The organism is Shewanella ulleungensis (genome assembly GCF_014648315.1).
GTDB lineage: Bacteria > Pseudomonadota > Gammaproteobacteria > Enterobacterales > Shewanellaceae > Shewanella > Shewanella ulleungensis.
Genome location: NZ_BMQW01000001.1, coordinates 1 through 12,136, shown reverse-complemented (window position 1 = coordinate 12,136; position 12,136 = coordinate 1). Strand labels below are relative to the sequence as shown.

At 41.0% G+C, this 12,136-nt stretch carries 13 protein-coding genes; 8 read left to right on the top strand and 5 right to left on the bottom strand.

Annotated elements, in window-relative coordinates:
* Position 1 precedes the first annotated feature (1 nt).
* Complete coding sequence (locus IEY40_RS00065; RefSeq protein ID WP_188952188.1) at positions 2–1,501, bottom strand: ATP-binding protein; 1,500 nt, start codon at positions 1,499–1,501, stop codon at positions 2–4.
* A gap of 135 nt (positions 1,502–1,636) precedes the next feature.
* Between IEY40_RS00065 and IEY40_RS00060 the strand changes: the two genes are divergently transcribed.
* Together IEY40_RS00060 and IEY40_RS00055 are read left to right on the top strand one after the other, a co-directional pair.
* Positions 1,637–1,900 carry a hypothetical protein gene (locus IEY40_RS00060; RefSeq protein ID WP_188952187.1) on the top strand — a complete coding sequence of 88 codons (264 nt, stop codon included), beginning with the start codon at positions 1,637–1,639 and terminating at the stop codon, positions 1,898–1,900.
* A 22-nt stretch (positions 1,901–1,922) separates the two neighbouring features.
* Complete coding sequence (locus IEY40_RS00055; RefSeq protein WP_188952185.1) at positions 1,923–2,282, top strand: hypothetical protein; 360 nt, start codon at positions 1,923–1,925, stop codon at positions 2,280–2,282.
* Positions 2,283–2,345: 63 nt separating this feature from the next.
* Here the strand turns inward: IEY40_RS00055 and IEY40_RS00050 are convergent, their stop codons facing one another.
* Both IEY40_RS00050 and htpX read right to left on the bottom strand, forming a co-directional pair.
* Positions 2,346–4,841: a putative bifunctional diguanylate cyclase/phosphodiesterase gene (locus IEY40_RS00050; RefSeq protein ID WP_188952183.1), complete on the bottom strand. Its 2,496-nt coding sequence runs from the start codon at positions 4,839–4,841 to the stop codon at positions 2,346–2,348.
* A 291-nt stretch (positions 4,842–5,132) separates the two neighbouring features.
* Positions 5,133–5,996, bottom strand: a complete 864-nt coding sequence (gene htpX / locus IEY40_RS00045) for a protease HtpX (RefSeq protein WP_188952181.1) — start codon at positions 5,994–5,996, stop codon at positions 5,133–5,135.
* Positions 5,997–6,261: 265 nt separating this feature from the next.
* Here htpX and pepE point away from each other — a divergent pair, with 265 nt between their 5' ends.
* Positions 6,262–6,972, top strand: coding sequence for a dipeptidase PepE (gene pepE, locus IEY40_RS00040; RefSeq protein WP_188952179.1), 711 nt, complete (start codon positions 6,262–6,264; stop codon positions 6,970–6,972).
* Positions 6,973–7,040: 68 nt separating this feature from the next.
* On the opposite strand, the gene IEY40_RS00035 is transcribed toward pepE, so the two are convergent.
* Positions 7,041–7,457, bottom strand: a complete 417-nt coding sequence (locus IEY40_RS00035) for a VOC family protein (RefSeq protein WP_188952177.1) — start codon at positions 7,455–7,457, stop codon at positions 7,041–7,043.
* A 100-nt stretch (positions 7,458–7,557) separates the two neighbouring features.
* On the opposite strand from IEY40_RS00035, the gene soxR reads away from it, so the two are divergent.
* Positions 7,558–8,004 (top strand): redox-sensitive transcriptional activator SoxR, encoded by a 447-nt coding sequence (soxR, locus tag IEY40_RS00030; protein ID WP_188952175.1) that lies wholly within the window; start codon positions 7,558–7,560, stop codon positions 8,002–8,004.
* A 134-nt stretch (positions 8,005–8,138) separates the two neighbouring features.
* Here soxR and IEY40_RS00025 read toward each other — a convergent pair whose 3' ends face one another.
* On the bottom strand, positions 8,139–8,585 hold the full coding sequence (locus tag IEY40_RS00025) for an Hsp20 family protein (RefSeq protein WP_188952173.1): 447 nt from the start codon (positions 8,583–8,585) through the stop codon (positions 8,139–8,141).
* A 380-nt stretch (positions 8,586–8,965) separates the two neighbouring features.
* Between IEY40_RS00025 and IEY40_RS00020 the strand changes: the two genes are divergently transcribed.
* The 4 genes from IEY40_RS00020 (at position 8,966) to tnpC (ending at position 11,923) form a co-directional block, all read left to right on the top strand.
* Entirely contained in the window at positions 8,966–9,196 is a 231-nt protein-coding gene (locus IEY40_RS00020; protein ID WP_188952171.1) for a hypothetical protein, read from the top strand.
* Between the two features lie 461 nt (positions 9,197–9,657).
* Positions 9,658–9,993: an IS66 family insertion sequence element accessory protein TnpB gene (locus IEY40_RS00015; RefSeq protein WP_188952169.1), complete on the top strand. Its 336-nt coding sequence runs from the start codon at positions 9,658–9,660 to the stop codon at positions 9,991–9,993.
* Positions 9,990–10,340 (top strand): IS66 family insertion sequence element accessory protein TnpB, encoded by a 351-nt coding sequence (tnpB, locus tag IEY40_RS00010; protein WP_182680735.1) that lies wholly within the window; start codon positions 9,990–9,992, stop codon positions 10,338–10,340. Before IEY40_RS00015 ends, tnpB begins: the two co-directional genes overlap by 4 nt.
* An 80-nt stretch (positions 10,341–10,420) precedes the next feature.
* Positions 10,421–11,923 carry an IS66 family transposase gene (tnpC, locus tag IEY40_RS00005; RefSeq protein ID WP_188952167.1) on the top strand — a complete coding sequence of 501 codons (1,503 nt, stop codon included), beginning with the start codon at positions 10,421–10,423 and terminating at the stop codon, positions 11,921–11,923.
* Positions 11,924–12,136 lie beyond the last annotated feature (213 nt).

The window sequence follows — 12,136 nt, the reverse complement described above, 5'->3', positions numbered from 1 at the left end:
ATCACTTCCTTAACAAAGGTAATTGGATTTTAATGCATAATCCACCCATTAACGATGGGGTTGCGGTAATGCTACCGTTATGCGCTTCTACAATATTTTTACAGATAGTAAGTCCTAAGCCAGCACCACTGCCTCTGCGAGTTCTTGCAGTATCTTGGCGATACAGAGGCTCAAACAAATGTTCACATTCTGCTTCTGTCGCACTAGGCTTGGTATCGTTTATGGTTAAATAAACCGTACTTGCTTGGGAGGTTAACTGTACGTCGATGTTGCCAGGGCTGTCGGTATACGCCATGGAGTTCATCAATAAATTTATAAATAATTGCTCTAAGCGCCTTACATCAGCAGAAACAAATAACATTGGTGCTATCTGCTTGCTTAATGTTAAGCCTTTTTCATGCATAGATGAGCCAATACTGACTAAGGTGCTGTCTAGCGACTCGCTAATATTAACAGTCGTTAAGTGATAACGAAGCCCACCCACATCTGACAATGACAATTCATACAAATCGTCCACTAGATGTTTCATTCTTAATACTTCTTGTTCAATCGATATTAACTGCTTTGAGTCAAAAGCTCTGATACCCGCTTTAATGGAATCTATCTCACCGCATAAAATACTTAATGGTGTTCGTAACTCATGGGAAATATCCGCCAGCCAACGATTTTTAGCACTGCGGTTTTTTGATAACGTCATCGCTAAATGATCAATATTAGCCATTAGCTGCCCTAACTCGTCAGAGCGATGAGTTTCCATGACTCTTTGGTCATAATCGCCTTTAGACAAATACGATACACCTAACATAACTTGTTTTACTGGCACTAATAAAAAACGCGAGAGCCACCATGCTAAGGCACTGGCTAACAGTAAACACAATAGGCCAATGCCTACGCTCGTCCATCGTTGTTGTTGGGCAAATGCCGTTGCCGATGACGAGACTATTTCTCGCATGGGATTACTGTATAAGTAACCAACCAGTTGTTGGTTATAAACTAGGGGATAACTAATCGTGTCAACTTTTTTATCTATTACAGTACCTGCAATATATTGATCATCAGCCGAATATAGCCCTGTAGGAGGTCCACCGCGATGTTCAGACGTTCCTGGTCGCATGTGTGGTGGAGGTAAGCGAGGGCCTTGGCGTGATGGGTCACTCAACCTGCCAGTTTGACGAGGTGGTTTATTAAAACCATTAACATTATTATCTCGCGAAATACGCGGCAGAGGGGAGTAAGCTAAGATGGCCTGGTTTAATGAGTTTTGATTAAGCTCATGCCAATTGAGAATCGACTCACCATCTTCGACTGTTACTGTAGGTAAACTGGCAGCATAGAGAGTCAGTATATCCTGAGATAAACTAGCTAAGCGGTCCTGCTCTAAGCTATTGATATAATCTAAAAAACCTTGGTCAAAGCTCCACCTCGCTAACGACAACGTAGCGATAAGGACAATACTGGTTAAGCCAACAAAGGCTAAAAATAACTTTTGAGATATTTGCATAAAACACAGTATAACCAGCAATATAACGCCGCACTAGTGACGCATAAAAACTGATCAAAATCTCCTTAAATACTGCACATTTTCTCCACATTATTGGTTTATATTACTACAAATAGCCAATCTAGGAGCGTTAGCATGACCCTTAACCCAATCAATATCACTTTACTTACATTGAGTTTAGTTGCATCAGCAGCTGTGTTTGCGAATCCACCTGGTGGCAAACCACCACAAGAGGCGATTGATGCCTGCGCAAGTAGTTCAGAAAACACTCAAGTCAGCTTTGAAACTCGACGTGGTGATACTCTTGAAGCGACTTGTAAAATGATAGATGGTGAATTAGTCGCAGTGCCGGACAATGCACCAGATGACTCAAATCAACCACCGAAAAAACGTAGTTAACTTATATCTTTAAGGAGTGAACATGCAAGTGACTAGCGGCAGTACGTCGATACAAATGACATCGACTGAGAGTACTCAACGTCCACCTCGTCCTGAAGGTCCGCCACCGCCAAAGGGTGGAGTACCACCAGGATTAGACACGGCAGTGTCGACATTAACAGATGAAGAACAAGAATCAACAACAGAGATGTTGGCATCGTTAACTGAAGAGCAACAAATTGAATTAAAGTCAGTTTTAGATGAGTTAAAGCCAATGACTGAAGGATTATCTGACGAAGATATCGGCAGTATTTTTTATGAGGCTTTAAGCAGTATTTACAATGGTGGCGAGACACAAACCGCTAGCAGTTCATCTACAGTGAATGTAGACGTATACGCATAACACTCCAGCACAAATAAAAAAGCCAGCACATTAAGTTGCTGGCTTTTTCGTTTATCCCAATTGTTAGGATTTATCCCCGCCAACAAGTGGTAAAAAGTCGTCTAATGCATCTGGCAATCTTGGTTTACTGTATAAAAAACCTTGAGCAAAGTCACAACCATTTGTACGTAAAAAATCGGCTTGGGCTTGCGTTTCGACCCCTTCAGCAATAATTTGTAAATTCAATGCATGACCTAATGCAATCACCGCTTTGGCAATCGCTGTGTTATTAGGTTCGTCTGGAATATCACGCACAAAAGACTGATCGATTTTAAGCTTATCAATAGGTAATTTTTTCAAGTAATTTAATGATGAATACCCAGTACCAAAATCATCAATGCTTAATGCAATGCCCATTGCGCCAAACAGTTTTAAATCACGGATAATGGCATCTGGATCATTCATCATACAAGATTCAGTGACTTCTAACTCTAAGTGTTTAGCCGGCAAACCCGTTTCCAATAAGATTAGCCGAACTTTGTCAACAAAGTCACTGCGTTGCAGTTGCAGGCTAGCAACGTTGACCGAGATACGCTCAAAAGATTTACCTTGAGTCAACCAAGCAACACCTTGTAAACAAGCCGCTCTTAATACCCATAAGCCGATATCCCAAATTAACCCTATTTTTTCGGCAATAGGAATAAACTCACCAGGAGAAATATTGCCTAACACAGGGTCGTGCCAACGTATTAACGCTTCAAATCCACACGTTGATAAATCATTTAAAGCCAGTTTAGGTTGATAAACTAAATAAAAGTCTTCATTGATAAGAGCCTGATGTAACGCCGTTTGTAGTTTTATTTGCACAATGGCTTGCTTGGTCATCGACTCTGTATAAAACGCATAGTTATTGCGACCGTATTGTTTTGCTCGGTGCATTGCAGCGTCCGCATTACGCAGCAAGCTGTCATGATCATCACCATCACTAGGGTAAATACTGATCCCCATACTTGCAGTAAGGCGCACAGACTGAGCATTATCGAGTATAAATGGTAATTCAAACACACTACGAATGCGGTCAAGGGCAGATGTAACATAATCAGTGCCCATAATACTGGGCAGCATCACAACAAACTCATCACCGCTTAAGCGGGCGAGGACATCAAATTCAGATAATGCATAAGACAAGCGCTTAGCTAATTCAACTAATATCTCGTCTCCCATAACATGGCCAAGACTGTCATTAATGTGTTTAAAAAAATCGATATCAAGAAAAACAACCGCGAGTTGTTTTTTGGCTCTATGAGAGTGATTAACTTCTTGTTCTAACAAAGACATAAATTGCATACGATTGGGCAACTGTGTCAATGGGTCAAAATAAGCTAAATTCTTCAGTTTTTCCTCGTTTTGCTTTTGCGCCGAAATATCGGCAAACACAGCAACGTAATACTGAATGATATTCTGTTTATCAAATACCGCACTAATAGTAATAGCTTGAGGAAAAATAGCACCTTGCTTACGGCGATTCCATATCTCACCATGCCATTTACCCTGCACTAATAATGTGTTCCATAGCTTATCAAAAAAGCTTTTTGGATGACGACCGGATCTTAGCATTCGAGGATTTTGCCCTAAGACCTCTGCGCGACTGTATCCGGTAATATCAGTAAATGCTTGGTTAACTTCAGTGATATTGCCTTCGCTATCTGTAATGACTACTCCCTCAACAGCATTTTGGAAGACATTAGCAGCAAGGATAAGTTGGTCTTGCGCTTCTTTGTGTTTAGCAATGTTGCGGGTCATACCAATAATACCCGTCAGTTCACCTTGGGCATTAAACACTGGCGCTTTAATTGTTTCTAGCCAAACTTTATTAAAATTAACATCAACTTCTTCACATTCAGACACCACCACCGTAGAGCCTATATCGACAGCCAATTTATCACTTTCGATAAATTGCTCAGCTGTTCGTTGGTCAAATAAATCAAAGTCTGTTTTACCTACAATTTGTTCTTTAGATTTTCGCCACGCACGTTCGACACTTTTATTGCATGCAATGTAGATACCTTGAGGGTTTTTGATCCATACATGTTCATCGAAGGCATCAATAAAAGCTTGTACATCAACATCATGTGTCACTCGTTGATCGTGTTTGATATTGAGATCTAAATTTTGCACATAAACACGAATTGCACTGCTTAACATATCTGCAATCCGTGTTTGAATCGCTGTTAGCTCTTGGAATAATTCAGGTTTATCAAGATTGTGATTAATTGAGCTAAAGCTGAGTGCGGCTAACACATACCCTTGTTGGTCTCGTATTATCTGATGGTACACTTTTGCATTTTGACTATCTGATGTGGTAACCGCAGGAATAAGACAAAGATGTTGTAACAAGCTTATTTGATGCTGCTTATGGGTTCGCTCATCAGCGCCTTGGCTAATGCAAATATCCTGAACTCTATGATCAGTAATGTTTATTTGACTAAAGGTAACGGTGAGACGAAACTCGGCAGAAATATCATTTATTTCTTGCTGCCATTCTCTGAGTTGAACTTGAGAAATAGCTTTTGCTAGCATAACACCTTCCTAAATCAACATATTAATAATCGCGACCCACTTATCACCAGCATAACCACTGATTATTTATTAAGCATACAACAGGCAGCAGAACAAAAACATTGCAGCCTACCCTAATCCCATCATAAACAACATAACAACGGTTAACTATAAGCCATAAATAATAATAGCACTCTATATATAAACAAATTAATTACAATAAATGAACATCAGTTAGCCATTTAAAACAAATAAGGAGCCCTAAGGCTCCTTATTTACTTTTACCATCTAACAGTCTGTAAATGCTAGTGATTAACTATTTTTTAATGCGGCAATACGTTTCTCTAACGGTGGGTGGCTCATCATTAGCTCAGCCATTGAACGTTTACCGTTAATACCAAATGCTGACATTTGTGCAGGCATAGCACCTGACTCAGGGCCTTGGCGTAAACGCTCTAGCGCAGCAATCATTTTACCTTTACCCGCTAAACGAGCTGCACCTTCGTCGGCTTTAAACTCGCGAATACGTGAGAAGTAAGCGACGATCATAGATGCTAAAATACCAAACAACATGTCTAATACAAAGACCACTGCCATGTAAGCAAACATTCCTAAACCTTCGCCTTCTTCATCGTTGCTAGAAACAACATTATTAATAATGCCAGCAACTACACGAGCAGCAAAAATAACAAAGGTATTCACCACACCTTGAATCAAGGTCAGTGTCACCATGTCACCGTTAGCAACGTGGCTCACTTCATGAGCAAGCACACCCTCGATTTCGTCCTGAGTCATGCCGTAAAGTAAACCCGAGCTCACCGCAACAAGTGCGTTGTTTTTACTTGGACCTGTGGCAAATGCGTTCATCTCTGGCGATTGATAAATTGCCACTTCAGGCATTTTAATGCCTGATTTTTCAGCTTGACGAGCCACGGTCTCAACTAACCAGCGCTCTGTATTGTCACGTGGATGGGTAATGACTTCACAACCCATTGTCTTTTTAGCCATCCATTTTGAAATGGCTAAACTGATAAACGAGCCACCAAAACCGAAAATGGCAGCAAATACTAACAGTCCACCCATAGATTGGGTATTAACCCCTAGAATAGACATGACAATTGAGGCAACCAGTAATATGGCAAGGTTGGTTGCGATCAACAAAAATATACGCTTCATTTAAGCTCCTGTATGGCAAAATGCCGATTTACGATTGTTACTACAGACATAATATGTCCATAATTTTAGAATTCAAGCTTAGTTATATTAAAAAAGATTTATGAGTCTTTTTACATCGATAAAACCCTACTTAAAAATCCAGCGAGCAGAGTCTAGGGAGATATTATTAATTGAAACTGAAAAACATCAATCGATGATAAACTCAGTGTATGCAATGGTTAATCTTTGATAAACTATCGAAAATAAAAACAAAAAAGGAATTTTTATGAGCATTAATGCATTAATGTTAAGCGCCTCGCGCGTCGGTGATTCAGCCTATTTAACTCACACGATTGAGCTTATCCGCCCACTAACTCAACCAGGGCAACAATGGCTATTTATTCCTTATGCAGGCGTGAGTGTCAGTTATGATGAATATTTAACAAAAGTGCAAACGGCACTAGACCCTCTGCCCATCACCATTAGCAGTATTCATCAATTTGCCGACCCTAAACAAGCCATTCAAGATGCTGCGGGGATTTTGGTTGGTGGTGGCAATACATTCCAACTATTAAATGAACTGTATCGCTACGATTTGGTGCATTTAATCCGCGAGAGAGTACAAAATGGCATGCCATATGTGGGCTGGAGTGCAGGTTCAAACATTACCGGAACCAGTATTCGTACCACTAACGATATGCCAATCGTTGAACCGCCTTCATTTACCGCATTAGGTATTCTGCCATTTCAGTTAAATCCACACTATACCAACTACCAAATGCCAGGACACAATGGCGAGACTCGCGCACAACGGTTATTAGAATTCACTATTGTCGACCCCTTAACTCCGGTGATTGGTATCCAAGAAGGCAGCGCGTTATGGCGTAAAGGGGATAAATTGACATTAATTGGTGATCAAACTGCCTATTTATTTCATGGTAAGCAGCAAGAAGTCGAGATTACCGCAAACAGTGACCTATCTGTTTTCCTCAAATAACACAGTCTCAAAATAGAAAACCGCCATTGGGCTTCTGACACAAAGCCATAAGCCCAATGTTTATATCATTAATCGTATTGATTTCTCTCAGTTGGAATATCAGTCAAATACTCAACAAACTCAATTTCAAAACCGTTAGGGTCAATAAAATAACGACTCTTATAAGCCTCATTAATCGCTCCCATAATAGCAACCTTATAACCTACGTTTGCAAGCCTTGTCACTAATGCTTCGACGTTATCCACTACATAAGCAAAATGTGCTAAACCAATAGCATTACTTTTAAGGTCACGCGCTGCTCCGGTACCGGAATCATTTAACGATAAATAATGATGATCGTCACCAAAGTGAAGCCATTTACGAGGTGTACCATGCCAAATAGACTCACCACCGCCACGCACTCGCCAATGGGGAAATACCGCCTTATAAAAAACTAATGATTCATTTAAGTCATTAACTACTAAATTCAAATGTTCTAATCGCATCACTTATCTCCTTATTATTAATGCAACACAGCGTAATACCTCAAGTTAACTTGAGGTAAAGCATTATTTTTGCCAAAATGATAAAAAATTTGGAGGCTTAATGTCAGTGAATACAGAATTAAGTGTTGGGCAAGTGGCAAAGCGTTGTGGAATTAATGTTTCGGCGATTCACTTTTACGAACAAAAAGGCCTAATAAAGAGTTGGCGAAATCAAGGTAATCAGCGGCGCTATCCACGAGAAGTTATCAGGCGAATTTCACTGATCAAAGCCGCTCAACAATTAGGGATCTCACTCGATGAAATACTCCTCGCCTTTAGCAGCCTGCCAAATAGCAGAACAGCCACAAAGCAAGATTGGACGGCATTATCTATCGCTTGGAAGCAAACATTGACCCAGCGGATAGGACAAATGCAAAAATTAAAAGACTCCTTAGAAGGGTGCATTGGCTGTGGCTGTTTATCGATGAATCATTGCCCCTTGTATAACCCAGGTGACATGCTCGAACCGCTCGGGCCAGGCCCAGTACTGTTAAACAAAAAAGCCTAGTCTCAAATTGACACTAGGCTTAGCAATAAGCTAAATCGGAGAGTGATAAACAATAGGATGAAGATAAACAATAAAGTGGTAGCGTTAAGTTTTAAGCCACCACTTTACCTGCCCATATGCTGGGCTACACTGGGTTAACCGAGTGTGTTTGTGCTGACAATATCGATTTTTCGGGGTTTCATTGCCTCAGGAATTTCACGTACTAAATCAATATTTAATAAGCCGTGCTCTAATTCAGCCCCTACCACTCGTACATAATCAGCGAGTTGGAAAGTTCGCTCAAAACCGCGCTCTGCTATGCCTTGATGCAAATATTTACGATCGTCAGTTTTTGTCGCTTTATTACCTTTAACTAATAGTTTTTCGCCTTCGCTCATAATATCTAACTCAGACATTGCAAAGCCAGCTACTGCCATAGTGATCCGATAACGGTTTTCACCTAAAAGCTCAATATTATATGGGGGATAACCACTATTAGCATTATTGGCAGCAGCATGTTCTGCCAGTTGGGCTAAACGATCAAAACCAATCGCACTACGGTAAAGTGGTGTTAAGTCAGGAGTAAGATTAAAATTTCGCATGTTCATATCCTTGTCTAAAGCAATATGTAAAATTATCCACCTTGTATAAGTGGCATTGTGAGTAACAGCCCTTACGGCACTGTCGTAGCGAGCGTAAAACGAAAAGTTATACCTAGAGCATTAAAACCTCATTCGAGCATTTTGCAGACTCTCTCGGCTACAAATTAGATATATGGACTCAACTTATAATATCAAGGTGATCGAAATTAATAATGTAAAAAATGACATATGCTTTAAATAAAGAATATAAAATCAATTACTTAAAACAAAAATCTTTTGTTGAATAGTCTCGTGATATTGTTTTAATGACTTTTGTCACTGGTAATTAAAATTGAAAAGGTCACAATAACAAACAACAAAAACTCGAATAAGGATATATTATGAACCCAGCGACAATGGCACTATTAATCCCAATCATCGCTATTATCGGCAGCTTCATTGTGAGTATCATGAAGTTAAAAGAACGCCAAAATCTAGCGACAAACGAACAGGTCAATAGTAATAAATCACTCCATGATGAAATAAACGCATTACGTCAGCGTATTGAAATATTAGAAAGTCTTGTAACAGACGACTCTTATGACTTAAAACAAAAAATTAATAATGCATAAGCAATTTTGAGCCTACAAGTAATTTTTAATTCCGCATTGACTGATCATAAAAATAGATATTAGATACCGATAAGCCCATTGCCCTAGCTATGGGCTTATCGCTCTCTTTTCAGAGAAATTAGGTGTCTGTCATGGCCAGCTACGAGCAAGCTCTTCGCGTTCGTTAATTTGCATAAAGCGTCGCTTTATAAACACAAAAAACTCACCCTACGACCCACAAGGATGTGGGAAGTGCCTTAAATTGTTGGGAACAATTTTAGTCTATCACATGGTATGGCAGCATGCTACGCATGTACTCTCTATGTCCCATCCATTCAAAACTCAAATTCCAGATGCAAAAAAGCCCGCTATTGAATAGCGGGCTGTTTCACGACTCTTTCGTAACCGTCTAGCGAACCACACCTCGCATCGTTAATCTGCCTATTTGAAAATACCTGCTCAATGATAATTTGGAGTAGGTGATGAAAACATACAGAACTGCGGCACAGTGGCTAGTGTTACTTCAGCAGCGTAGCAATTTCAAAGGCACTAATGTTGAATTCTGCCAACATCATAATGTCTCGATTACCACTTATTATAAACAACGTGCTTTACAGGCTGAGAACCAGCAAAAAATAACCTTACCAACGCGCGCTACATCATCACGCTTTATTCAACTAAAACAAACCACCACTGACGTCTGCGAGCACACTCATCAAAATACACTGCAGTTTGATACCCGCACCGGCCAACTCACCCTACCTGCAGATTTAGCAACGACCGATATCGTTGCCATTATTAAAGGGCTAATGGCATGAAGATGTTTGTTGATGTGCCCACCGTTTATTTATGTGCCGATGTGGTCGATTTTCGAAAATCGATTAATGGGTTAGCCGCCTTAGTGGAAGCAGAGCTTGAACTCCCAGTGCTCAGTGGTGCGCTATTTGTCTTTTGTAATAAAGGCCGCGACAAGCTCAAATTGCTTTACTGGGATAACACCGGCTTTGCGCTGTGGTATAAGCGATTAGATAAACATAAGTTCAAATGGCCCAAACTCATGTCACCCTCCATGACATTAACCGAGCAACAATTACACTGGTTATTGTCAGGTTATGATGTCATTGGTCACAGCAAAATTGATGTCGCAGGTAAGCAACTACTTTAATATTTACGATCGATTGATGATCATCAAAGGATGTTCATTTAGCACTGGAAACCCGCTGGTGACGCCTTAAAATAGGCGTCATGAAAAATGTACTCGCCCTTCAACAGCGCATCGCTGAACTGGAAAAACTGCTCGAAAATGAGCGGCAATTATCTTTACAAAAAGATGCGCAAATCGCTGCGCTAGAAGAACGCTGGCGTCTGGCCCAACAAAAACAATTTGGCAAAAGTGCTGAAGGCTTTGTAGGGCAAGGCGAGTTATTCAATGAAGTAGAAGAGATTGTTGAAGCCGTTGAGGCCGAGCAACAATCCATTAGGTATACCCGCAAAAAACCGGTGCGTAAGCCACTGCCAAAAGACTTACCCCGTGAGCAAGTTATCCACGACATTGAAGATAAAACCTGTGATTGCTGTGGCGGTGAGCTACATAAAATGGGTGAAGATAAGTCAGAAAAGCTTGAGTTTATCCCAGCGCAAATAAAAGTCATTGAGCACATTCGGCCTAAATACGCGTGCCGTCACTGTGATAAATCCTCGACGAATACGCCAATAAAACAAGCACCAATGCCTGCGATGCCGATTAATAAAGGTATCGCGACAAGCAGTTTGCTCAGTCAGCTTATCACCAGTAAATACCAATATGGGTTACCGCTTTATCGCCAGGAAGCGATGTTCAGGCAATATGGTATTGAGCTCAGTCGCCAGACCATGAGCAGCTGGATAGACAAATCCGCCACACTTTTTGCACCACTGGTGGAACGGCTTAAAGCCGAGCTGTTAAAGCAGCCCACGTTGTTTGCCAATGAAACGCCACTGAAAGTGGTGAAATCCGATAAGGTGAACAGCTACATGTGGGTGTATTGCTCAGGTCGAGATTCACCTGAGCCAAACCATCCTACCCCCAATATCGTGCTTTACGATTTTCACAATAGTCGGGCGGCCGCCTGCGTGGTCAATTATCTTGATGGATATCAAGGGTACTTGCACGTAGATGGTTATCAAGCTTATGAAAAAACACAGGCAACCTTAACTGGCTGCTGGGCGCATGCGCGTCGTAAATTTATCGACGCCAAAAAGCTGCAAGGTAAAAATAAAACCGGCAAAGCGGATGTGGTATTGAGCCTTATCCAAAAACTGTACGGCGTTGAGTCACGCGTTAAAGATAAAAGTGCGGATGATAAATACACGACAAGACAAGCAGTCAGTGTGCCTATACTGGACAAGCTAAAAGCATGGCTTGAGCAAAACCAACCGAATTTAGTAGGTAATACCAAACTGATAGAGGCGGCTAATTACCTGGCTAATCAATGGCACAAACTCATTCGTTATGTTGATGATGGCAGACTGAGTATTGATAATAATCGTGCAGAGCGAGCGGTAAAACCGTTTGTGATAGGCCGCAAAAATTGGTTATTCAGTCAGACAGCTAATGGGGCTCATGCCAGTGCCACGCTTTACAGCATTGTAGAAACCGCAAAGGTTAATGGCTTAGTCCCATTTGATTACATCATGGCTTGTCTTAATGAACTGTGCCAACCTGCACCGGATATCGACAGCCTGTTACCCTGGAGTGTTAAAAGGTAGGTGTAGTTGCCCGGACGCTTACACTCTTTCAAGTCAATTAGGCGTCTGGAAATGACCTACTCTCGCATGGGCATATCGACCACACTGTTATCATGCCCATTCAAAACTCAAATTTCAGACGTAAAAAAGCCCGTTGCGTTAGCAACGGGCTTATCACTCTCTTTTCAGAGAAATTAGGCGCCTGGAAATGAAGCTCTATGGTTTCCAGACAAA

What these genes read in the sequence shown, in the direction of transcription:
- IEY40_RS00065 (WP_188952188.1), bottom strand. Translation starts at nt 1,501, where the DNA reads ATGCAAATATCTCAAAAGTTATTTTTAGCCTTTGTTGGCTTAACCAGT.
- IEY40_RS00060 (WP_188952187.1), top strand. Translation starts at nt 1,637, where the DNA reads ATGACCCTTAACCCAATCAATATCACTTTACTTACATTGAGTTTAGTT.
- IEY40_RS00055 (WP_188952185.1), top strand. Translation starts at nt 1,923, where the DNA reads ATGCAAGTGACTAGCGGCAGTACGTCGATACAAATGACATCGACTGAG.
- IEY40_RS00050 (WP_188952183.1), bottom strand. Translation starts at nt 4,841, where the DNA reads ATGCTAGCAAAAGCTATTTCTCAAGTTCAACTCAGAGAATGGCAGCAA.
- htpX (WP_188952181.1), bottom strand. Translation starts at nt 5,996, where the DNA reads ATGAAGCGTATATTTTTGTTGATCGCAACCAACCTTGCCATATTACTG.
- pepE (WP_188952179.1), top strand. Translation starts at nt 6,262, where the DNA reads ATGAGCATTAATGCATTAATGTTAAGCGCCTCGCGCGTCGGTGATTCA.
- IEY40_RS00035 (WP_188952177.1), bottom strand. Translation starts at nt 7,457, where the DNA reads ATGCGATTAGAACATTTGAATTTAGTAGTTAATGACTTAAATGAATCA.
- soxR (WP_188952175.1), top strand. Translation starts at nt 7,558, where the DNA reads ATGTCAGTGAATACAGAATTAAGTGTTGGGCAAGTGGCAAAGCGTTGT.
- IEY40_RS00025 (WP_188952173.1), bottom strand. Translation starts at nt 8,585, where the DNA reads ATGCGAAATTTTAATCTTACTCCTGACTTAACACCACTTTACCGTAGT.
- IEY40_RS00020 (WP_188952171.1), top strand. Translation starts at nt 8,966, where the DNA reads ATGAACCCAGCGACAATGGCACTATTAATCCCAATCATCGCTATTATC.
- IEY40_RS00015 (WP_188952169.1), top strand. Translation starts at nt 9,658, where the DNA reads ATGAAAACATACAGAACTGCGGCACAGTGGCTAGTGTTACTTCAGCAG.
- tnpB (WP_182680735.1), top strand. Translation starts at nt 9,990, where the DNA reads ATGAAGATGTTTGTTGATGTGCCCACCGTTTATTTATGTGCCGATGTG.
- tnpC (WP_188952167.1), top strand. Translation starts at nt 10,421, where the DNA reads ATGAAAAATGTACTCGCCCTTCAACAGCGCATCGCTGAACTGGAAAAA.